Genomic DNA, 22,443 nt, shown 5'->3' with positions numbered 1-22,443 from the left:
AAATGCTTAAATCCACAGAAACATCCATTTGTAACTTAACACATTAATGTTAAGATTTTGTAAAGTTTATTGATACTTTTCCTTTTAATACTTTTTCTAAGTGTTTCTTTTGACGGTTTGCTTGATATTCTTCTGCAATCGGATGACCGGTGTAATAGGCATTTAAAGTATAATGCTCTTTATCATTTTTCACGAGTTCAATACGTTTGATTGGATTGGTATGTGACACATTCAAGGCATCGATGAATTTTAAAATACCGCCAAGAGATTGTAAGTCGCTTAGTTGGTCACTGTTCAACCAACCGGTTTCATCATTATAGAATTTTAATAAGCTTTTATTTTTAAAGCTTGCCATTAACGCTAATTGAACACGATCATGGTGACTAAAACCATCAATCATTGAGTTTGAGATAATGTAATACGTATGTTGTGATGCTGAATCGGCATCAATGAAACGACCTAAATAATAAATATAAGCCGCTTGTTTAAAAAGGCGTTGGTCTTTCTCAGATAACTTGATAATGTCCTGTTCTTTTAATTGATCTAATAAGTCACCAGCTAAAACGACACGTTGTTTGGCACCTACACCTTCATGTTTATAGGTGTTAGACAATTGATATAATGCACGGTTACGAACGTTAAAACGATCAAAAGCATCTTTGATCTTTTGGTTGAGTTGATACATCACATAACCTTCACGTAAACCTTTTCTAGAGAAAGTGAATTGTGTCGCATCCACTTGTTTGAATAATGCTTTAAAGACAGCGACAGCAGGTAGAATGATATCAACACGGTCACGACTTAAGCCGTCTAAGTTTGTTAAGTCGTCACGTGAACTGTCTTCAATTAAATCAAAAACTTGATTTAAGTCATCGCCCGTCATGGTATAACAATGCACGCCGCCAATAGGGTAAGCGACTTCAGATTGATGGATACGTGCTACGTTACGTGCAGAACCGCCGACACCGACTAAAGCTACTTTTTGGTTATTGATCCAATCAAGTGAACCAAAGGCTTTGTCTAAGAATTTCTGCATTTTTTTAATCGCATCTTTGTCATTATGATCTTTACCTTCAAAGAATTTACGAGATAAAGTAACGACACCGAATGGGAAACTGTGAGAATGAATTAACTCTTTTCCTTTAAATAACGTAACTTCAGTAGAACCACCACCGATATCGACAGAAAGTCCATCTACAATGGCAGTAGAGTTAATAATCGCATAGAAACCATAATAAGCTTCATCTAATTCTGGAACAATAGATAGTTTCATACCGATTTTTTTCTTCACTTGTTTTAAAATGTCGTCTCTGTTTTTCGACTGACGAATTGCAGCTGTCGCAATCGGATGCAGTTCGTCTACTTTATATTCATCTGCGACTTTTTTAAAGCTTTGTAATGCTGAAATTAAGACATGGACACCTTCATCGTTCATTGTTAAGTCATCTTCTAAATATTGACTTAAACGTGCAGGTGTTTTTATATTTTGTATTTCCGTAAGGCCTGTTTTACTATCGTATTCAAACACAACTAATCTAATGGTGTTTGAACCGATATCGATTAATCCAATGCGTTTCATGAGAACCCCCTCTGATTGCTTAGAAGCAGTCAGCAGACGATTAATCAATTTCTGTCCTGGTAAAATCATATGACTAACTCCTTCTTTTAGAAAAAATGAGAACGCTTAATGCCTGATATGACAACAAGAGTCACATTCTTTACTCACTTTAATTTTATCACAAAACATTACATTCTACATTAACTGTATAGACTAAAATGATAGTAATATTCATTATTTTGAACAAGCAATCGCGTACACTTTAAATTTTCAAATAGGACATAAAAAATAGATAATAGAGATACGTGGAAATGAAAAAAGGTGGTATAATAATTTTATTAAATGGATAAGGAAAGAGGGAACGATATGAAACGCAGCCTTCTCTTTATGGGGATAATTATGTTGAGTCTTTTCGTCTTAGCAGCTTGTGAAAAAGAACAATCCAAAACATATCAAGGCGAATTAGCAGGGGCAGATGTTATTGATACTTTAACTTATAAAGGCGATAAAATGGTTAAACAATCAATGATTATGACAATTAAGTACGACGAAAATGGACTTTCGAAAAGTGATGCTGAAAATATTTTAGCTAAACAAGAAAAAGTGTTCGAAGGTTTAAAAGGTGTTAAATACAAAAAAGATATCAAAGAAGACAAAGCAGTTCAGAAAGTAGACATTGATTATAAAGAAGCGGATTTAAAACAGTTATCACATAGAGTCGGTGTGACTGGGCCAAAAGAAGGCAATGACTACGTCGATGTTAAATCTGTAGAACGATCATTGAAAAAATCTGGTTTAACTGTTAAAAAACCACTCAGCGAAGAATAATCTCATCATAAAAACAGCAAGTCATTTCAGTGTGATTTGTTGTTTTTTTATTAAACATTAAGAATGAATTTTTGAAAATATACACAAAAATCACATTAAATAAACGAGTGATATGTTATAATCTTGTTTTGAAACGAAAGCAAGCAGTTAACGTATAAGTAGCTGCTTAGAAAAGGTGATATCGTGAATGAAAACGAACAACGTCCATTAGCTCAAACACAAGATAATCCTTATCAGTCAAATCGTGTAATGAAACGAGATTTTTGGTTGATTCCGCTGTTCTTCCTTGTGATTCCATTAATTACTGCACTAGTGATGTTTCCATTACGTTTAATATATGAAAGCCAATTTGGTGATTTAACAAGGCATACATTTATATTGTTGAATGTGATCGGCAGTTTAGTAGGTCAAATAGTGGTAGTACTGATTTATTACTTGATGCATCGAAAATATATCATACCAATTGCGAAAGCACGTTTTGCGAAAGTAAAACGCTACGCTTGGGTGTTGCTTCTTACATACTTAGCGATGTCTGTCGCACAAGCAATCTATGGTGGATTGATGTTATTACTACCGAAACATCTACAATTTGATAATACACAAAACCAAATGATTCTTCTTCAACTCTTTGATAATCCTTGGGCATGGCCAGTTTTATTTATTGATATTGTGATTTTGACACCGATTATAGAAGAATTGATATTCCGTCATTTAATTATCCATGAACTTGGTAAGAAAATCGGATATACAGCTGGTGCTATTTTATCCATTATTATATTTGCGGGTATTCATGTAACAGGGGCTGTCTCGCCATTTGAATTCGGTGTATATGCGATCATGGCAGGTGCATTAGTCTTTGTTTATATGTATTCACGTCGTAATTTAGCGGTATCTATTGCTTTTCATATGATTATTAATGGTATTGGCTTTATCGGCATTGTTGGTCAGTTCATTATGGATAAATTTTCATAATATAAAAGCATAATCAAACATTCTAAAGGCTGCATATGCAGTCTTTTTTCATTTCCTAGGAAATAATTAAATTAAATCGCGCATTATATAGACTTTGATGGTTAAGATAAGTTTTTAACGTTTTATGATTTATTTATGCAAATCTGGTTCAGTTTTGTACAATAAAGAAAACAACAAGAGGTGACAACATGACACAAACAACAAAGATACTAGAAAATCCTTTTGACTCAACTAAAGTTATGAAACGTGATTTCTTCCTATTTCCGTTATCTTTCTTCTTATTATTTGGTGCGGCAGTACTACTGCAACTTGTGCTTGGTCTTTATTATGGTGCCACTAATCGAGAAGTTCCGATGATAAAGTATGAAGAGTTTGGCGGCATCGCACAAGATGTATCAAGTTTAGGTTTGTTATTCATTTTCTACTTAATGCATAGACGTTATCTGATACCTATCGCGAAAGAGAGGATCAGGCGTGCATTTAAACTATGGTATCTAATTATTGGCGGAGGTATTGTGGTTTTCACTTTAAATGCCAGTATAGGATACCTTATGGAACACGTGTTACACCTAGATAATACGCAAAACCAAGCTATGATTGAAGCTATGTTTGAACATCAATGGTTATGGCCATTCTTATTTATCAGCATTGTTGTCCTCGCGCCAATTGTAGAGGAGCTTTTATACAGACATGTGATTATTCATGAGCTCGGTAAGAAAATCGGCAATGTTCTAGCAACACTATTATCCATTATTTTGTTCGCAGGTATACATATGATGTATGCGACTTCTATATATGAAGCTTTACCTTATGTGATGATGGGTACGGTCTTTTCTATTGTTTATTTGATGAGTCGAAAAAACTTAGCGGTTGCGATTTTGCTTCATGCCTTCAACAACGCAATCGGCTTTATTTTAATTTTCTTAAGTCATAGATATGCATGAACACTGACTAAGTATAAAGTCAGTGTTTTTATTCTATACTTAGATAATTGTCATATTTTTCAAAATTGAAATATGTTAAATTGTATAAGAAAGGGAATAGTAAGGTGATGGATAATGTCATCTCTCTAGATTGAAGAAAAGGAGCAGTAGTATGGCGATTTTAGAATTAAAAGATGTGTGCTACAAAGCGGATAAACGTCTGATTATTGACCATTTAGACTTAACGGTTAAAAAAGGCGAAAAAATCGCAGTTGTAGGACCGTCCGGCAGCGGGAAAAGTACGCTGTTTCATTTGTTGTGTGATTTAATCAGTCCGACGAGCGGTCATATGTATTATAACGGCAAGGAATACGATGCGTATGAGCCGGAAACATTACGTCAACGTATCAGTTATATGCCGCAAGAAACAGATTTATTTGATCGTACAATCGGAGAAAATTTAGCGTTTCCTTCTATTGCGCGAAATGACAAATTCGATAAAGACAGAGCGTTAAAACTATTATCAGAATTTGGTTTAGGTCATTATGATTTAGACACTAACGTTGAGTTTTTATCTGGAGGAGAACGTCAGCGTATCTGTTTAGCGCGTCAGTTGATGTACATACCAGATGTTTTATTATTAGATGAGGCCACAAGTGCTTTAGATGCGGATAATACCGAGAAAGCAGAAGATGTTATTTTTGGCTTAGCGAAAGATGAAGGGGTATCAATTATGTGGATTACCCATAGCTATGACCAAAGTATGTCACACTTTGACCGTCGTGTGGATATTGTCGATGGTAAAGTCAATAAAGATAAGAAAGGGGTAATTGATGTATGAGTACAACAGCCTTAGCTCTGACGGCACTGTTATTAATTATCCCGATTGCAGTCTCTATTAAAGAGAAATTAAACATAGCAAAAGATTTAATCATCGCATCGATTCGTGCAGTGATTCAGTTAGTCATCTTAGGTTACATTCTGCATTTCATATTTGATTTGGATGAACCGTGGATTTTAATTTTATTCGTCTTAATCATTATTATTAACGCGTCATGGAATACAATCAGTCGTGCATCTAAAGTGATGCACCATGTCTTTTGGATTTCATTTGTATCTATCTTTATCGGTACCGCAATTCCATTAGCCGTGATTGTCTTTGTGGGCGCTATTAAATTTACCGGCAATGAATTGATTCCTATCGCAGGGATGCTTGCGAATAATGGATTAATTGCGATTAACCTTGCGTATCAAAACTTAGATCGTGCTTTTGTAAAAGAATACGGTACAATCGAATGTAAACTTGCATTAGCCGCAACACCGAAGTTAGCGTCTAAATCAGCAGTAAGAGAAAGTATTAAACTTGCGATTGTCCCGACGATTGATTCAGTGAAAACATATGGTTTAGTTTCTATTCCAGGGATGATGACAGGTATGATTATTAGTGGCGTGGACCCGCTTCAAGCCATCAAATTCCAACTCTTAGTTGTCTTTATCCATACCACTGCGACAATCACAACAGCACTCATCGCAACATATCTAAGTTATAAACAATTCTTTAACCATCGTCATCAACTCATCGGCAGTATGATGGAAGATGAAGACGATGATAACTAAATCTACAATAAACAGAGCTGTAAAGCTGGGAAACTATTTCTGCTTTACAGCTCTGTTTTTTTAGCGAATATTGAAAAATAAATTCATACACTTACATTTTGATTTCAATTCAACTATAATGGAAAGGTTGAAAATATTAATTTTACATACAAAAGAGAGGAGGCAAAGAGAATGTCAGTTATGAGAATAGTGACGTTTATTATCAGTGTGTTTATTGTCGGCATGGTCGAAATGATGGTTGCTGGGATAATGAATTTAATGAGCGCGGATTTACATGTTTCAGAAGCGTGGATTGGCCAATTAGTGACGTTATACGCAGTTACTTTCGCCGTTTGCGGCCCGATTCTAGTCAAAGTTACTAATCGTTTCAGTGCTAAAACAGTATTACTTTGGACTATTGCGGTCTTTGTCTTCGGTAATGCATTAATTGCGGTATCACCGAATTTCACATTACTGATTATCGGACGTATTATTTCTTCAGCTGCCGCAGCTTTGATTATTGTTAAAATTTTAGCGCTGACAGCTATGCTGACGGCACCACAGAACCGCGGTAAAATGATTGGTATTGTGTATTCAGGGTTCAGCGGTGCGAATGTCTTCGGCGTACCGATCGGAACGATGCTTGGAGGATGGCTCGGTTGGCGCGCGACGTTCGTTTTTATTATCGTGGTTAGTGTCGTAGCTGCTTTCTTAATGATGCGTTACTTACCGACACCTGCTGAACTGTCCACTGCGTCAGGTGATACATCTGATACGTCGTCACAATACAAAATTTTAAACCGTGCAGAAATCATTAAATATTTAGCAGTGACCTTTATGTTGCTGACTGCGAATTCAATTACGTTTGTCTACATTAATCCGTTGATGCTGACAAATGGTTATGACATTCAATTTGTCTCTATTATTTTATTAGTAAATGGAATTGCCGGAACTTTAGGGACATCCATGGGTGGTTTCCTTGCAGATAAATTAACTAGTAAGACTTGGTTATTAATTGCCGCAATTGCGTTTACGTTATCTTTAGCCGCAGTTAACTGGTTTATTACGAATTCTATCATCATTGTATTAATCATCTTTATTTGGAATATCATGGAATGGAGTACTAACCCAGCCGTACAAAGTGGTTTGATCGACCACGTGAAAGGCGACGCGAGCCAAGTGCTCAGCTGGAATATGTCTAGTTTGAACGCAGGTATTGCAGCGGGCGGTATGATTGGTGGCTTAATCGTCTCAAATATCGGTGTACATGCGGTTGCTTATAGTTCAAGTATCTTAGGCATTTTGATTGTATTAATTGTCTTAAGTATTAAACAAACACAAAAGCCGCAAATATAAACAAAACGCTTAATCCAATTTTGGGTTAAGCGTTTTTCTTATTCGAAAATATAAGCATCTTCAATTGTTGTATAAACAGACCAATCCACATGACCTTCTGTCACAAATTTGCCTAGTGTGTCCATCATCCGTTGCATCAAAGTATGTGTATGAGGCGTTATAGGAAGATGATGAGCATGTAAAATATCTGTATGTCCGAACCAAAAAACAACATCTAATATATGATAAGGTGTTTTAAAATTTCGAGCTGTTGGTGCACTCCAATTAAAACAGTAGAGCCATTTCTTCTTAAATTGATAATGATCTAACCAACGTAAGGCTGGTTGTTTAAATTCATAATAGGTGATTGCTTCTGACTGGCCCTTGCCAGTAGTGATATCAAAGGCAGTTGTATCAACGGTTATATTGTTATTTTGCATGACTTCTAAAAAGCGCTCAGGTGCTAACTTGCGTGATTCATTACGGATATAACAATCACCTTCTTGTTCAGTGAAACCCACTAACACAGGCCACTTGTCAGGGGTTGTATCTACCATAGTGGATTCATCAAAGATAGGACTGTAAATTAATTCTAAACCTTTAGAAGGTCCGTACTGCGCTAAATCTTCTTCTAGCGCATGCATCATTTGATGTGTTGAGAGTGCTGCTAAGTTGGTAGTATCATAAAGTTTTGTGACTGTGTTCAGAAAATGTTGCGCAGTGTTTTGACTGTGTTGTACCTCATCAAAACGTAATGGGCCACTCATTAAGACCGCTTTATGAAAAAGAGGTTGTGCTGCTTTTAGATGCATTAATGCTTGAATACTCATGGCACCTGCAGACTGTCCACATAAAGTGATGTTGTTAGAATCCCCGCCGAAGTCTTCGATGAATTGGTTGACCCATAATAATGCGGTGAATTGATCGGATAAGCCGCAGTTCATATCGTAATCTTCATGAATTGCATTAAAATTCAAATAGCCGAGTGCACCTAAACGATAGTTGAACGTAACGACAATGACTTGCGCATGTTCAGCGAATGCTTGTGGGTTATAAAGTTCAGCTGAACCGTGACCATTGAGATAACCGCCGCCATAAAACCAAATCATAACTGGTAATTTTTGATTGAAAGAAGCGGTGATGGGTTTCCAAATATTTAAATATAAGCAATCTTCACTTTGAAGTTCAATCTGAGGCACTTGTATGTCTTCAGGATGTGTAGAGAAAAACGCTTCAAGTTTATTAAAGGGTTGGGGCGGAATGGCTTTAAATTGATCAGCATGTAAAGGTTCTGACCATGTTGTCTTAAGTTCAGCATGTTTAAAGCGTCTTTCGTTAATGGGCGGATAAGCGTAAGGAATACCAAAATACGTTTCACAGTGTTGTTTAATTTGTCCGATAATCGTGCCTGCTTTTGTGTGTCTTGTAATAGATGTCATCATACTCGCTCCTTTCTTCTAATTTAGCATAAAAAAAGAAACAGCTGAGAGACATAACATCTGTTCAGCTGTTTCATATCATTTATTGTGATGAAGTTTTAGCTTCTGCTTGGCTAGAAATATCTTTTTCTAAAGTTTGGTTGATTTCTACTGCGTTCTTATAATACTTACTTTCAAAGTAACTGCCGATACCGATTTTATAGAAGACTAAAGCGACGATAATGATGACTATAAAGTCATATGGATAATGAATCCAGTTAATACCGTTAAAGTCTTTACTGCCGATAAAGGATAGTCCAGAAAGTACAAGTAAATAGATAATCAACCATAGACTGCCGCGCAATTGATTGCGAGTATTTTCCCAGTTTAATTTGTATTCATAAAAGAAGTACATCGGTAAACCTAGAATAATGATAAAGATAACTTTCGCAGTCGTCGGCCACATTGCCCAATAAATCGCAAGTGACGTTAAGGCGAACGATAAAGGTGCCGCTATTTTCAAGAAGCGTGCTTTAAATGGACGATGAAGTTTTGGTCCCATCTTTCTTAAAGCCATCGCTGTTGTCGGCCCTGTTAAATACGCAACTAATGTTGAGGTTGCGATCACGGTTGCGAGTGTACCCCAAGATCTGAATAACGTCACCATAACCATTGCTAGAATGGCATTGACAATAATTGCGACTCTTGGAATATTATATTGTTTGTTGATACGGCCTAAAATTTTAGGAATATGTCCATTTTTCTCCATAGCGCTTAATACACGACCTGTTGAAGCAACGAATGAGACCCCAGTTCCAAATGGTGAAACGAATGCTTCAATGTATAGTAAAATCGCTAGCCAATTCAAGTTTAATAGGATGGCTAAGTCAGCGAAAGGTGAGTTGAATTGAATACCTTTCCAGCCTTTATCAGCGACCATATTTTCAGGCATAGATGTAATAAACACACTTTGTAGAACAACATATAATAACGCAGTTAATGATAAACAAATCACGATACCGCGTAAAATGTTTTTCTCTGGTTTTTCAATCTCAGCACCCATGTTGATAATGGTTTGGAACGCGTTGAATGAAAAGATAATCCCTGATACTGTAACTGCTGCAAATATCGGTGCAGTACCATAAGGAATGAAACTGCTTAATGAATGACCATAGTTTCCTGGGTGGAAACCTGATAGTAATAATAAGATGACTGTTAATGTCGGTACACCTAATTTAAAGAATGAGATTAAACTTGTAAAAGATGTAAGAACTTTCACTGACCAATAGTTTAACAGTGAAAAGATAATAATAATGACATATACAGCGAATAAACCAATATTACTGATTGTACCGTCTTTCATCAGAACACTTGTGAACTTTGCCCACTCCCAAGGCCAAGAACTCATGTATTGTACAGCAGATACGGCTTCAATCGGGATAATCGTAACTAAAGCAACCCAGTTCGCCCAAGAAGCGATAAAGCCGAGTAATGAACCGTGTGTATATTGTGCATAGTTGCTCATCCCGCCAGATTGCGGCAGCATTGTCGCGACTTCGATATAGTTATATGCGACTAAACTGATGATGATGAAACCAATCACCCATGAAAAGATTGCTGCAGGACCTGCAACAGATGAAGCTTCCCATGCCCCGAACAGCCAACCTGAACCGATTAATGAACCAAGTCCAAGTAACACAAGCTGTGACAGGCTGATTTTACCACTATTAGTTTGTTTCATAGTAAAACTCCTAAGTTTCAGAGAACATGCTCTCTTTATTTGTAAAGCAAAATAAGCTTGCTTCATTTTTAAATCAGGCAAACCTAACTCATGATAGAACATTATACGGAAAATTCAGATGACGTCAACAGGAAAAGGACAGGTTTATATTTTATGAATGAAAACGCATGAAAATACGATATAACAGTGATTTTTGTATATTCATTAATGGTGATAATACTTAAAAAACTGTCGTGGCGCATTTTCTTGTTTTAATATATTTAATGATTATGCATAGAGAAAAAGTAGAAAACAAATTAAAATGCAAGAAAATCATCGCTTATAATCAAGACAATCAATGACAACTCTGGAATGAGAAAGAAAAAGAGAAAAATAAGTGAATGAGTGTTTTAGAATACAAAAAGTGTAAAATTGAGGATTAGAAAAATAGATAAATGGCTATGGTATATTAAGCCTGTAAAAAAAGGAGCACAACAATGACAAAGAACAGATTAAATGATAAAGCAGAAGCATATTTCACACGTGCGCAGGAGTGGCATGATGAATATAAAGCACTACGTGCTATTATCTTGAAAAATGAAGAATTAACAGAGGATTACAAATGGATGCACCCATGTTATACCTTGAATGATAAAAATGTGGTGTTGATTCATGGTTTCAAAGATTATTGTGCATTATTGTTTCATAAGGGTGCTTTAATGAAGGATCCAGAACATAAGTTGATTCAACAAACTAAAAATGTACAAGCAGCAAGACAATTACGTTTTACATCACTTGCTCAAATCGAAGCAGAATCAGAAATGATTGCAGCTTATGTGGATGAAGCAGTGGAAATTGAACGTTCTGGTAAAAAGGTCGAAATGAAAAAGACTGAGGAGTATGACATGCCGCAAGAATTACAAGCAGCGTTGGAAGCGGACGAACAGTTAAATGAAGCATTTAACAATCTTACTCCTGGGCGTCAACGCCAGTATATGTATTTTATCGGCCAAGCCAAACGGGAAGCTACAAGAAAAGCACGTGTTAAAAAATACAAAGCTCAAATTTTAGCAGGTAAAGGTATGAATGATTAGTCGTTTTAAGTAATTTAGTTACGCGGTAGGGATTAAATATTGATTTAATCCACTCTAAATTATGAAATTTTAAAAATATGTCAATTTTTTTCAAAAAATTTCGCGATTAATCCGACCAAATGGTTTAGTTTGTGTTATAGTTATAAAGTACACTATTAATCAAGTAAGTCGAAGATACAATTTTTAATTTATTGTATTGAACAAAAGAACAGACACTGTTGAACAGCGCTGTATTATAACGTAGTTGAGGTGAAGGTTGCAGCGCAACCGAATCTAAAGCAATTAACAAGTCATTTGCGACTTTGTTTAGAAACTTATCCGTTAAGTTATTGAAACATTGGGCAAGTGATTTTTTTATTGACTGCTTTTAGTGTGTGTACAGAGAACAATAGACAGACTGTTCTTTACTCACAACTTAGAACTTACTTTAGGCTTAAACAAATTCGATAAAGAAAGGAATTACTTTAATGCTTAGTATTAAGAACTTATCTAAGGTTTACCCTGGAGGTAAAAAAGCGGTAGATGATATCTCGCTTGATATTCAATCAGGGGAATTTGTTGCATTTATTGGTACAAGTGGTAGTGGTAAAACAACTGCTTTACGTATGATCAATCGTATGATTGAAGCAACGAAAGGACAAATTACGATTGATAGCAAAGATGTCAGAAAGATGAATGCGGTAGAATTACGCCGCAGCATTGGTTATGTGATTCAACAAATCGGTTTAATGCCGCACATGACAATCAAAGAAAACATTGTACTGGTTCCAAAATTATTAAAATGGCCAGAAGAAAAGAAAGATAAAAAAGCACGTGAGTTAATTAAATTAGTTGACTTACCAGAAGAATACTTAGATCGTTATCCATCTGAATTATCAGGCGGACAACAACAACGTATCGGGGTTGTACGTGCTTTAGCAGCTGAACAAGACATTATCTTAATGGACGAACCGTTCGGTGCTTTAGACCCGATTACACGTGATACATTACAAGACTTAGTTAAAGAGTTACAACAAAAACTAGGTAAAACATTTGTTTTCGTTACACATGATATGGATGAAGCAATCAAACTTGCAGATAAGATTTGTATTATGTCTGAAGGTAAAGTCGTTCAATTCGACACACCAGATAATATTTTACGTCATCCAGCGAATGACTTCGTACGTGATTTCATCGGTCAAAACCGCTTGATTCAAGACCGTCCGAATATGCGTACAGTAGAAGATGCGATGATTAAACCAATTACAGTTCGTGCAGACGATTCATTAAACCATGCGGTTGATGTGATGCGTCGCCATCGTATCGATACAATCTTTGTAGTAACTAACCAAGACAGATTCTTAGGTTACATGGACATTGAAGATATCAATCAAGGATTACGTGCAGGTAAAGAACTGATTGATACAATGCAACGTGATATTTATCGCGTAAACGTGAATAGTAAATTACAAGACACAGTACGTACTATTTTAAAACGTAACGTACGTAACGTGCCGGTGGTTGATGATCACGACACATTAGTCGGCTTAATCACACGTGCCAACTTAGTAGATATTGTTTATGACAGCATTTGGGGTGAAGGTGCTGAAGAAGCGCTACAAGAATCTGAAGCATCAGGTATTAAAGAAGCACCGGTAGAAATGGATCACGAAAAAACGTCGGATGCAGGAGTTGAGCGATAATGAAAGAATTCCTTCAAGAATATGGCGGCGAACTGATTCAAAAGACGGGCGAACATTTCTTTATTTCTATTGTTGCGCTTCTCATCGCTATCGTCGTAGCAGTGCCGATCGGTATTTTGTTAGCTAAAACTAAAAAAGCAGCAAGTATTGTATTAACAACAGCAGGTGTGCTGCAAACGATTCCGACACTTGCAGTATTAGCCATTATGATTCCAATTTTCGGTGTAGGTAAAACACCAGCAATTATCGCATTGTTTGTGTATATCTTATTACCGATTTTAAATAACACTGTATTAGGTGTTCAAAATATCAATCCAGATGTTCGCCAAGCAGCGATCAGTATGGGAATGACAAAATTCCAATTGATGAAAGATGTTGAGATGCCTTTAGCATTACCGTTAATTCTAAGTGGTATCCGCTTATCAAGTGTGTATGTTATCAGTTGGGCAACACTTGCAAGTTATGTAGGTGCAGGCGGTTTAGGAGACTTCGTCTTCAACGGATTGAACTTATATAACCCAATCATGATTGTGAGTGCTGCAGTACTTGTTACAGCATTAGCATTAATTGTCGATTACGTACTACGCGCAGTAGAAAAATGGGCAGTACCAAAAGGCTTAAAAGCATAAAATATCCAGATAGGGAGGACATTGGAACTTTATGAAACAGATAAAAAAATACTTGATTCTGATGGTGACTTGTCTTGTTGTATTATCTGGATGCAGTCTGCCTGGTTTAGGCGGTGGTCGTGCAGATGATGATTCAGTAGAAATTACATCACTTGCAACAAGTGAGTCTCAAATCATGTCACATATGGTGCGCTTAATGATTGAGCACGAAACAAAAGATAAAATCAAACCGACATTAATTAATAATATGGGTTCAAGTACCATCCAACATAACGCGTTGATGAACGGTGACGCGAATGTTTCAGGTACACGTTATACAGGTACGGACTTAGTCGGTGCTTTAGGTGAAGATCCAATTAAGGATCCTAAAAAAGCAATGAAAGTGACACAAGAAGGATTCGATAAAAAATTTAATCAAAAATTCTTTGATTCTTACGGTTTTGATAACACGTACGCTTTCATGGTGACAAAAGAAACAGCAGAAAAATATGACTTAGAAACAGTTTCTGACTTAAAGAAACATGAAAAAGAGTTACGCTTAGGTGTAGATAGTTCTTGGTTGAACCGTAAAGGTGACGGTTATCCAGGATTCAAAAAAGAGTACGGCATTAGTTTTAATACTGTACGTCCAATGCAAATCGGTTTAGTTTACGATGCATTGAAAAGTAAAAAACTAGATGTTGCATTAGGTTATTCAACTGATGGACGTATCGCGGCATATGACTTGAAAGTATTAAAAGACGATAGAAAATTCTTCCCGCCATATGATGCGAGTCCAGTTGCTAAAAAAGATTTATTAAAGAAACATCCTGAAATTAATACAGCATTGAAAAAATTAGAAGGCAAAATTTCAACAGAAGAAATGCAGCATTTGAACTATGAAGCAGACGGACAAGGTAAAGAGCCTGCAGTCGTAGCCGAAGAGTTCTTACAAAAACATAATTATTTCGAAGATAAGAAAGGCGGGCAAAAATAATGAAAGGTAATTTATTCCAACAGCTGATTGAATACTATTCATTGAACGCCGGTTATCTGTGGGGACTTTTCTTCCAACACTTACTCATGTCAGTTTATGGCGTCATCTTTGCTGCGATTGTCGGAATTCCAATTGGTATTCTGATTTCAAGATTCGGCAAATTATCTAAGACTGTCATTACTATTGCGAACATCATTCAAACAGTTCCTGTTATCGCAATGTTAGCCATTCTGATGTTAGTCATGGGATTAGGTCCAACAACAGTTGTAGTCACTGTATTCTTATATGCCTTATTACCGATTATTCAGAACACATACTCAGGTATTATCGGTGTCGATGCCAATATCAAAGATGCTGGTAAAGGTATGGGTATGACAGGTAATCAAGTATTGCGTATGATTGAATTACCACTAGCTTTATCAGTGATTATCGGTGGCTTACGTATCGCATTAGTTGTCGCAATTGGTGTTGTAGCGGTTGGTTCATTCATCGGTGCACCGACACTGGGTGATATTATCATCCGTGGTACAAACGCGACAGACGGCACAACATTCATTCTTGCAGGTGCGATTCCAATTGCTTTAATTGCAGTCATCATCGATATTGTTTTAAGATTCTTAGAAAAACGTCTCGACCCTGTGAAGAAAAGAAAACCGAAAGGTCCACTACCTCAAGGTGTAGATGGATAATTAAATTAGAAGGTATCGCATGCAAGATGATTTCATCTGATATGCGATACCTTTATCATTGGTATTGAAACTAATCATAAGGAGGAACTTATTATGGCATGGTTACAAGTTAATTATGATTCAATCACATTAGGTAAAGAACAACGCTTTAATGCGTTTTTACCAGAAGAACCTTCACAATTTGAAACAGGTAAACCCGCAAAAGAATTACCTGTGCTTTTATTACTACATGGTTTATCAAGCGATGAAACATCTTATTTAAGATTTACAAGTTTAGAACGTTATGCGAAAGAACGTCAAATCGCAGTGATTATGCCAGCAGGCGATCACAGTGGTTATGCGAATATGGGTTATGGTCATAATTATTATGATTATGTATTAGAAGTATTTGATTATGCGCTTCAAATCTTACCGTTATCTAAACGTCGTGAAGACCACTTTATCGCAGGTCATTCTATGGGTGGTTATGGCACAATCAAATATGCATTAACACAAACAGAGCGCTTTTCTAAAGCAGCACCATTATCTGCGGTCTTTACACCTGACTGGTTGATGAATATAGATTGGCATGACTTCTCTAAACATGCGATATTAGGAGAGAAAACAGCGGCTAGAGGAACAGAACTTGACCCTTATTACTTGGTAGATCAAGCAATAGAAAAAGGATTAGATATTCCTGAATTATTGATTATGTGCGGTACAGAAGACGATTTATACCAAGACAACCGTGATTTCATCAGTTATTTAGATGACAAAAAAATCGCATATCAATTCGAAGATGGCCCAGGTAAACATGATTATGCTTACTGGGATAAAGCAATTGAATATGCATTAGATTGGTTCTTAAAAGATAGAAAATAATATAGAAATCAGCGAAATAGAAACACAGTGATAAAAAAATTCCCCTCAAACTCAAAAATAGGTTTGAGGGGATTTTTTATATCATTTTCTATTCTTGTTAAACAGCTGAAAGGTTAAGAAGGGCGATAGGCATCAATCACAGTATTTAACATGTTATAGATATATTCATCTGTAAGCACTTCAGGTTTAATTAAGATATTAAAATAAATCGGTGAGAAGATTAAATCAATAAACATATCTTGATGTTCCTCTGGTATATAAGGTGCGCTGACTTGTTTTAACATCTGACGATATTGGTTGAAATAATCTTCCATAAAGTGATTGCGCAAGTCATTCTCTTCATTGGTTAATAAGATTTGAATGACTGCTTTACCTAATGGTGTTTTATAAAGACGTGTGATTTTAATCAAAGTGGCATATAAATCTTCAAAGAAATCACCTTGAAGTGTGACATCAGAATGTGCCTTGTTTAAAAACATATCAATAATCATACTGTCTTTATCTTTCCAACGACGATAAATAGTCGCCTTTGAAATCTGTGTATTTTCAGCTAATTCATCTATAGTAATAGAATTATAGGATTCACGTTCTAACATTTTGCCTAACTCATCAAAAATCCTTATATTTATCTTCGGATCTTTTGGTCTGCCTGCCATATTAATGACCTCGTTTCAAATGTGCTAGTTTCTCTACTATCTCAAAAATGATGATTGCGCTCAAGAACCATGCAATTAAACCAACGAAAATACTGAGAATCCAGTTGTTTGTCCAAACTAACATCAACCAAGTAGCTAAGATGTTGAATAAAACACCTGTCATACCGAATACTGCACCATTACTGACATGAGCTGCAACTTTGTCACCATATTGGATACCAGAAGCAATTAAAGCGATTAAGAATACAGCTGGAAATACTGCGAAGATACCGCCGAATTCTTTCCATGGAATAATAACAGATACTATATAACTCAAGCAGACGGACATGCCGCCGGCTAAAAATTTAACCAATAGCATTTTCATTTTTTATTCAAACCTCCGATTAAATATGTTTCAGTGCTAGGATGATACAAGATAAAACAAACCAGCAGGCGATAGAGAATACTGCGCCTTTTCTATATCCGATATGTTTTACCGCGATTGCTGTTAAAGCGACACTGATAATACAGCCGATAATACCGATAACAGCACCAGCACTTAAGTGGATAGATTCATAAACTAATTTATTGCCGGAAAAGTCAACAGATAATGTGACTAAGGCAGCTAAATAAACAGCTGGGAAAGTAGAAAAGATACCACCCAATTTGCCGCCGAGTTTTGACGCGATAACAGTCGCCAAAGTAACAGCCAATCCACCGAATATAAAGCGGATGATCAAGCTTATTAATGAAATGCCGAACATAATGAAAATTCATCCCAACCTATATAGTTTTAAAACGAAACGTATCGTTTACTAATAGTGTAATACGCACATATTTTCTTGTAAACAGGATACAACTCTTCATAATTGAACATTTAATGAAAACTTTAAATTAAAACGCTTACATTTAATTCATGTTAATAAATCAAAAAAATAGAGACAGGTCATCCTGTCTCTAAACGAATGGAAAATTAAAGCTGTGGTAGGTAAGAGGTCTTACAATAAAATTGTTGCTAAGAAAGGAACGATTGCGACAACGATGACACCCACTAATACAACCGCGATGCTCGCCATTGAAGTTTCTGTTTCACCAAGTTCTTGTGCTGCAGAAACACCGAGTGTATGGCCACTTGTTCCTAACGCTAGTCCACGTGCAATCGGATTATCAATGTGGAAGAAGCGTAATAGTTTATTACCTAATGCATAAATAATGACTGCGTTTAAAATCACTGCTAAAGATGTTAATTCTTTTACGCCGCCGATACCATCTGATACAGGTAAAGCGATGGCAGTTGTCGCAGCTTGCGGAATCATTGATGCCACAATACCGCTTCCGAATTGGAATAATTTAGCGAATGCATAGATACCGAAGATTGCGATGACTGTACCTAATGCAATACCGCTGAAAATTTTAACCCAATATTTTTTAAGTACGTCACGTTTTTTATACAACGGAATCGCAAAACAGATAGTTGCAGGTTCTAAGAAGAAGTTGATAATGTCTCCGCCGATTTTATAGTTTTCATAACTGATCCCAGTTACCTTTAAAAACGCAATCCCAAAGACCATACTGACAAATAATGGTGCTAATAAGAAGAAACCATTGGTCTTTTTAAAGAAGTATGTGGCAACTAAGAAAGGAATCACAGATAACAAGATACCAAAATACGGTGTGTTAATGCCTAAATGTTCAATCATACATGATCCTCCGCAACTCTATTGTGATGTTTGACTGAATGTTGTTCAGATTTACGTTTAATAGGTGAACCCTTTACTAATATTTGAGAAACAAATCCAGTACAAAGTAGTAATAAAACAGTTGAAATAATAATCAACAAGATAATTAATATCGGACTCTTGCTTAAAATACCAAGTGAGTTGATGACTGAAATACCAGCCGGTACGAATAGGAAACCGATATTGTTTGTCAGCGCAGTTCCCACGCCTTCAACTTCACCGAGTTTAATGATGCCTGTTGAAAGTGCGATGAACATCAATACTAAACCAATCACTGATGCCGGCATTGGAATAGGGATGAAACTTTCGATAATTTTTGAAATTAATAAAATGATACTGATGACAAGGACTTGATGTAAGAATGAATACGCTTTTGCTGTTTTGCTTGTTTTTTTAACGTTTGCTTGTGCTTTTTCCATCGTGGATTGCCTCCGTTCGTTTCTTTATCTTGTCTCTAGTTTAAGACGAAAAAACGAGATTGTGTGCGTTTTCACGATGAGATGCGAGTATTCGTATGCGAGTTGCACTAATCAGAAGTTGAAATTCAGAGTAATATTTCTGGAATGTAAGCGAAGCAATCTGAGTTGCTGAAAAGTAGAATTGAAATACAAAAAAGCCTAGTTTCTTGTAAAGTGGAAACTAGGCTTTTGTCGTTTGATTGATTAGAGTTACTCTAACCCAATAGTTTGTTTAAATGCTTTCATATAAGAACGACTGACTTGTACTTTGAGATCATTGGTCATAGTAACTTGATACGTATAATTGAACCAAGGTTCTACAGTTTGAATATGTGCTTTGTTGATAATGGTCGCGCGGTGAATACGAATAAATTGTTTCTCATCTAAACGCTTTGCGTAATTATTCATAGGTTCTGATGTTTCATAATCATGGGTTAATGTATGCAGCGTTGTTCTTTTATTATTTACTGTTAACGCGATAATATCTTTTTGATTCAACACATAGATACGTTCATCTACTTCAATCGGTAAGACTTCAGGTGCCTTGTCTGTGGATTTTTGTTTCTGTTGTTGATGGTTCGTCTCTTCTGATTTAACTTCAGTTTCTGTTTTTGTATGAGTTTGCAGTTGAGCAGCCACGCGGGCAACTGCCGCGTCAATACGCGCTTGTTCAAACGGCTTCAGTATATAATCTGTCGCATTCAGTTCAAAGGCTTTTACCGCAAAGTTGTCATGTGCTGTCGCAAAGATAATATAAGGAGGCTGACGCATTTTCTTAATTTTTTCAGCTAAATCCAATCCGCTTTCATCCATCAGATGAATGTCTAAAAAGATGACATCATACGTATCGTATAATAATTTTTCTAAGGTTTCTGAGATTGTTTCAGCTTCTTCTATTTTGTCGAATTGACCATTTTGTGTCAGTAAGTAATTTAATTCATTACGTGCTAATGGCTCATCATCTACGATTAAAGTTTTCAAATCAATTGACCTCCTTTGTCACTTTGTGTGCGATATGGAATGGCACAACGGACTGTTGTTCCATCTTCATTAGAATTAATTTTCAACATAGACATTGGTCCATATAGACCCGATAATCTCAAATTCAAGTTTTCTAACGCACTGCCTGTACCGCCAGATTCAGAATGTACAATGGCTTTGCCGATATAAGGCATTTTGTTTTTAGGAATGCCCATACCATTATCTTTAACAGTGAGATATAAGTAATGTGCTTCGAGTTTTACTGTAACTTTGACATTGTTGTTAGAACGACGATTTCTAAACGCATGACGAATAGCGTTTTCGACCAAGACTTGGATGATAAACGGTGGTAAGAGTGCATGCTGTGCTGCTGGATCAATGTCAAAGTCGATGTTGAAGCGGTTAGGGAAGCGTGCTTGTTCTAATGAAAGATAAGCTTCAACTTGTTGTAATTCTTTATCAAGCGTAATGGTGTTATTGCGTGCACCTTGTAAGTTTGAACGGAAGAATTGGCTCAGTTGCAGTAATAAATTACGCGCTTTTTCACTATCAATTCTGACTAAAGCAGAAATTGTATTAATCGCATTAAAGAAGAAATGCGGATTAACTTGCGCTTGTAATGACTTGATTTCAGCGTCTTTTAATAACTTGCTTTGTGTTTCTGCTTGGCCAAGTTCCAGCTGACTTGAGAAAATATTGGCTAGACCTGTGGCTAATTGCTTTTCCACAAAGGTTAATCGATGTGCATCTGTAAAATACAGTTTTAACGTACCGACTACTTTGTCTTTAATATGAAGCGGAATCACTATGGCGGCTTCTAATGGACAATTCGGATGGTGACATCCGATTTCTTCACGTGAATGTGCTTCTTTGATTTTTCCACTTTGAATCACCGTTTTAGATAAATCTGTAATAATCGCTTTTTGCGGCACATGATGATCACTGCCTGCACCGACATGGGCTAAAATATCATGGCGATTGGTAATCGCAACCGCTTGGACTTGCATTAAATCCTTAATGATTTGTGCGGCTTTAAAAGCAGATGCTTCAGTCAAACCTTCTCTGAAGTAAGGTAAAGTTTCATTAGCCAGTTGTAAGACATCATGAGTTTGAACTCCACGCATTTGTTCTTCTTGTTTAATTGTAGAAATAATAATAGATAAGAAAATTGCGGTACCGATACTGTTCATTAAAGTCATTGGAATCGCAATGAAACTCACAAGCGACCAAGCATGACCAGAATGTTCAGCAAACAACAGAATACATGTCATTTGAATGACTTCTAATAACGCACCGACAATGACACCTAAGAAAATAGGAGGGTAGCGTCGTGCTTTTAAATAGTAACGGCCGACATAGCCTGACACAAGCGCAATTAAGATAGAAGATACGAAATATGTAAAAGCATTCGCACCACCGATATAAAATCGATAGATACCTGAGATAATCCCTACAACTAAAGCGACACCAGGTCCGCCGACGAGTCCTGAAACACCGATAGTCAACACACGTGTATTTGCGAGTGAAGTATCAGGAGCTAAATGAGTATAGAGTTGACCTGATAAAATTTGCGAATCTCTAATCACGACACCCGTTACGTTAGAGAGCAAAGCAAAGATGACAAACATAATCGCAAGCTGCCATTTCGCACGCCAAGTTTCTCGATGATGCATCAAATTCTTGAAATAATTGAAGTTCATCAAGAGGTAAGCGAGCAAAATAATCAAGCCGACACGTTCGAGTAAAAGCATAAATAAGTTGAGCATTGAAATCACCTGTAATGTTCGAATTTTGTGACAACATAACCATAATTAATTATATTCTATACTATTGATGTAAAGTAACACTTATATTTAAGCGAAATCGCATGTATTTATAGAATTTAAGTTGAAATTGTTGTAAGATATTTCATATATTGAAAATGATAGGTTTAGTTTATATTGCTATTGTAGCATAAGCTAAATCGCTATTTTTTTCGATTTTTTTGCAGGGGTATAGGAGGAATTAAATATGACAGCAACAAGACCGTTCAAAGGTGACAACAGATTGTTGTTAGGTATCATTCTTGGGGTCATCACATTCTGGCTGTTCGCACAGTCTGTATTGAATGTGGTACCGACACTTCAAGAATCCTTTAGTTCAAATGCAGGAACGATCAATATTGCGGTCAGCTTGACAGCGTTATTCTCTGGTTTGTTCGTTGTGGGGGCCGGAAGTATCGCAGATAAAATCGGGCGTGTCAAGATGACGTATATTGGATTAATCCTCAGTGTCGTGGGCTCACTGTTGATTATTGTTTCCAATTTATCAGCATTATTGATTATCGGTCGAATCATTCAAGGTTTTTCT

General features: G+C 36.4%; 23 protein-coding genes. 13 read left to right on the top strand and 10 right to left on the bottom strand.

From position 1 onward, the window contains the following. Nucleotides 1-49: 49 nt before the first annotated feature. Nucleotides 50-1,579 carry an exopolyphosphatase gene (ppx, locus tag HMPREF2937_RS08465; protein ID WP_031262477.1) on the bottom strand — a complete coding sequence of 510 codons (1,530 nt, stop codon included), beginning with the start codon at nucleotides 1,577-1,579 and terminating at the stop codon, nucleotides 50-52. Between the two features lie 345 nt (nucleotides 1,580-1,924). On the opposite strand from ppx, the gene HMPREF2937_RS08460 reads away from it, so the two are divergent. The 6 genes from HMPREF2937_RS08460 (at nucleotide 1,925) to HMPREF2937_RS08435 (ending at nucleotide 7,233) form a co-directional block, all read left to right on the top strand. After that, a complete protein-coding gene (locus HMPREF2937_RS08460; RefSeq protein ID WP_002479783.1) occupies nucleotides 1,925-2,386 on the top strand; it encodes a DUF1307 domain-containing protein in 462 nt (153 codons plus the stop codon). Nucleotides 2,387-2,569: 183 nt separating this feature from the next. Next, the gene (locus HMPREF2937_RS08455) at nucleotides 2,570-3,358 is read left to right on the top strand and encodes a CPBP family intramembrane glutamic endopeptidase (RefSeq protein WP_002479782.1); all 789 of its coding nucleotides are present in this window, start codon (nucleotides 2,570-2,572) and stop codon (nucleotides 3,356-3,358) included. A gap of 188 nt (nucleotides 3,359-3,546) precedes the next feature. Beyond that, the gene (locus HMPREF2937_RS08450; RefSeq protein WP_070864381.1) at nucleotides 3,547-4,302 is read left to right on the top strand and encodes a CPBP family intramembrane glutamic endopeptidase; all 756 of its coding nucleotides are present in this window, start codon (nucleotides 3,547-3,549) and stop codon (nucleotides 4,300-4,302) included. A 151-nt stretch (nucleotides 4,303-4,453) separates the two neighbouring features. Next, on the top strand, nucleotides 4,454-5,122 hold the full coding sequence (locus HMPREF2937_RS08445) for an ABC transporter ATP-binding protein (protein WP_023015085.1): 669 nt from the start codon (nucleotides 4,454-4,456) through the stop codon (nucleotides 5,120-5,122). Further along, nucleotides 5,119-5,898, top strand: coding sequence for an ABC transporter permease (fetB, locus tag HMPREF2937_RS08440; RefSeq protein ID WP_002479779.1), 780 nt, complete (start codon nucleotides 5,119-5,121; stop codon nucleotides 5,896-5,898). Before HMPREF2937_RS08445 ends, fetB begins: the two co-directional genes overlap by 4 nt. A 171-nt stretch (nucleotides 5,899-6,069) precedes the next feature. Then, entirely contained in the window at nucleotides 6,070-7,233 is a 1,164-nt protein-coding gene (locus HMPREF2937_RS08435) for an MFS transporter (protein WP_070864380.1), read from the top strand. Between the two features lie 38 nt (nucleotides 7,234-7,271). On the opposite strand, the gene HMPREF2937_RS08430 is transcribed toward HMPREF2937_RS08435, so the two are convergent. Together HMPREF2937_RS08430 and HMPREF2937_RS08425 are read right to left on the bottom strand one after the other, a co-directional pair. Further along, nucleotides 7,272-8,651, bottom strand: a complete 1,380-nt coding sequence (locus HMPREF2937_RS08430; RefSeq protein ID WP_070864379.1) for a carboxylesterase family protein — start codon at nucleotides 8,649-8,651, stop codon at nucleotides 7,272-7,274. 82 nt (nucleotides 8,652-8,733) lie between these two features. Next, nucleotides 8,734-10,371 (bottom strand): APC family permease, encoded by a 1,638-nt coding sequence (locus HMPREF2937_RS08425; RefSeq protein WP_002479776.1) that lies wholly within the window; start codon nucleotides 10,369-10,371, stop codon nucleotides 8,734-8,736. 476 nt (nucleotides 10,372-10,847) lie between these two features. Between HMPREF2937_RS08425 and HMPREF2937_RS08420 the strand changes: the two genes are divergently transcribed. The 6 genes from HMPREF2937_RS08420 to HMPREF2937_RS08395 all read left to right on the top strand — a co-directional run bounded on the left by HMPREF2937_RS08420 (nucleotide 10,848) and on the right by HMPREF2937_RS08395 (nucleotide 16,281). Continuing rightward, nucleotides 10,848-11,444: a YdeI/OmpD-associated family protein gene (locus HMPREF2937_RS08420; RefSeq protein ID WP_070864378.1), complete on the top strand. Its 597-nt coding sequence runs from the start codon at nucleotides 10,848-10,850 to the stop codon at nucleotides 11,442-11,444. 467 nt (nucleotides 11,445-11,911) lie between these two features. Further along, complete coding sequence (locus HMPREF2937_RS08415; protein WP_070864377.1) at nucleotides 11,912-13,126, top strand: betaine/proline/choline family ABC transporter ATP-binding protein; 1,215 nt, start codon at nucleotides 11,912-11,914, stop codon at nucleotides 13,124-13,126. Then, on the top strand, nucleotides 13,126-13,755 hold the full coding sequence (locus tag HMPREF2937_RS08410; protein WP_002479772.1) for an ABC transporter permease: 630 nt from the start codon (nucleotides 13,126-13,128) through the stop codon (nucleotides 13,753-13,755). The genes HMPREF2937_RS08415 and HMPREF2937_RS08410 overlap by 1 nt, the downstream gene beginning before the upstream one ends. Nucleotides 13,756-13,786: 31 nt before the next feature. Then, nucleotides 13,787-14,731, top strand: coding sequence for an osmoprotectant ABC transporter substrate-binding protein (locus tag HMPREF2937_RS08405; protein WP_002479771.1), 945 nt, complete (start codon nucleotides 13,787-13,789; stop codon nucleotides 14,729-14,731). Further along, on the top strand, nucleotides 14,731-15,420 hold the full coding sequence (locus HMPREF2937_RS08400) for an ABC transporter permease (protein ID WP_002479770.1): 690 nt from the start codon (nucleotides 14,731-14,733) through the stop codon (nucleotides 15,418-15,420). The genes HMPREF2937_RS08405 and HMPREF2937_RS08400 overlap by 1 nt, the downstream gene beginning before the upstream one ends. Before the next feature lie 93 nt (nucleotides 15,421-15,513). After that, nucleotides 15,514-16,281 (top strand): alpha/beta hydrolase, encoded by a 768-nt coding sequence (locus HMPREF2937_RS08395; RefSeq protein WP_023015080.1) that lies wholly within the window; start codon nucleotides 15,514-15,516, stop codon nucleotides 16,279-16,281. Nucleotides 16,282-16,394: 113 nt separating this feature from the next. Here the strand turns inward: HMPREF2937_RS08395 and HMPREF2937_RS08390 are convergent, their stop codons facing one another. The 7 genes from HMPREF2937_RS08390 to HMPREF2937_RS08360 all read right to left on the bottom strand — a co-directional run bounded on the left by HMPREF2937_RS08390 (nucleotide 16,395) and on the right by HMPREF2937_RS08360 (nucleotide 21,860). After that, nucleotides 16,395-16,937, bottom strand: a complete 543-nt coding sequence (locus HMPREF2937_RS08390) for a TetR/AcrR family transcriptional regulator (RefSeq protein WP_002479768.1) — start codon at nucleotides 16,935-16,937, stop codon at nucleotides 16,395-16,397. 1 nt (nucleotide 16,938) lies between these two features. Next, complete coding sequence (locus HMPREF2937_RS08385; RefSeq protein WP_002479767.1) at nucleotides 16,939-17,301, bottom strand: DUF3147 family protein; 363 nt, start codon at nucleotides 17,299-17,301, stop codon at nucleotides 16,939-16,941. A 19-nt stretch (nucleotides 17,302-17,320) separates the two neighbouring features. After that, nucleotides 17,321-17,680: a DUF3147 family protein gene (locus HMPREF2937_RS08380; protein ID WP_002479766.1), complete on the bottom strand. Its 360-nt coding sequence runs from the start codon at nucleotides 17,678-17,680 to the stop codon at nucleotides 17,321-17,323. 234 nt (nucleotides 17,681-17,914) lie between these two features. After that, nucleotides 17,915-18,616 carry an antiholin-like protein LrgB gene (gene lrgB / locus HMPREF2937_RS08375; protein ID WP_002479765.1) on the bottom strand — a complete coding sequence of 234 codons (702 nt, stop codon included), beginning with the start codon at nucleotides 18,614-18,616 and terminating at the stop codon, nucleotides 17,915-17,917. Continuing rightward, nucleotides 18,613-19,074 (bottom strand): antiholin-like murein hydrolase modulator LrgA, encoded by a 462-nt coding sequence (gene lrgA / locus HMPREF2937_RS08370; RefSeq protein ID WP_002479764.1) that lies wholly within the window; start codon nucleotides 19,072-19,074, stop codon nucleotides 18,613-18,615. The genes lrgB and lrgA overlap by 4 nt, the downstream gene beginning before the upstream one ends. Nucleotides 19,075-19,323: 249 nt before the next feature. Next, a complete protein-coding gene (locus tag HMPREF2937_RS08365) occupies nucleotides 19,324-20,094 on the bottom strand; it encodes a response regulator transcription factor LytR (RefSeq protein WP_002479763.1) in 771 nt (256 codons plus the stop codon). After that, the gene (locus HMPREF2937_RS08360; protein WP_070864376.1) at nucleotides 20,091-21,860 is read right to left on the bottom strand and encodes a sensor histidine kinase; all 1,770 of its coding nucleotides are present in this window, start codon (nucleotides 21,858-21,860) and stop codon (nucleotides 20,091-20,093) included. Before HMPREF2937_RS08360 ends, HMPREF2937_RS08365 begins: the two co-directional genes overlap by 4 nt. Before the next feature lie 244 nt (nucleotides 21,861-22,104). Between HMPREF2937_RS08360 and HMPREF2937_RS08355 the strand changes: the two genes are divergently transcribed. Next, a partial coding sequence (locus tag HMPREF2937_RS08355; protein ID WP_142351426.1) for an MFS transporter occupies nucleotides 22,105-22,443 on the top strand: 339 nt, incomplete at its 3' end.

This window comes from Staphylococcus sp. HMSC061G12 (assembly GCF_001838465.1).
GTDB lineage: Bacteria > Bacillota > Bacilli > Staphylococcales > Staphylococcaceae > Staphylococcus > Staphylococcus simulans.
The sequence above is the reverse complement of the archived record's forward strand: the minus strand, read 5'-3'. Positions and strand labels throughout refer to the sequence as shown.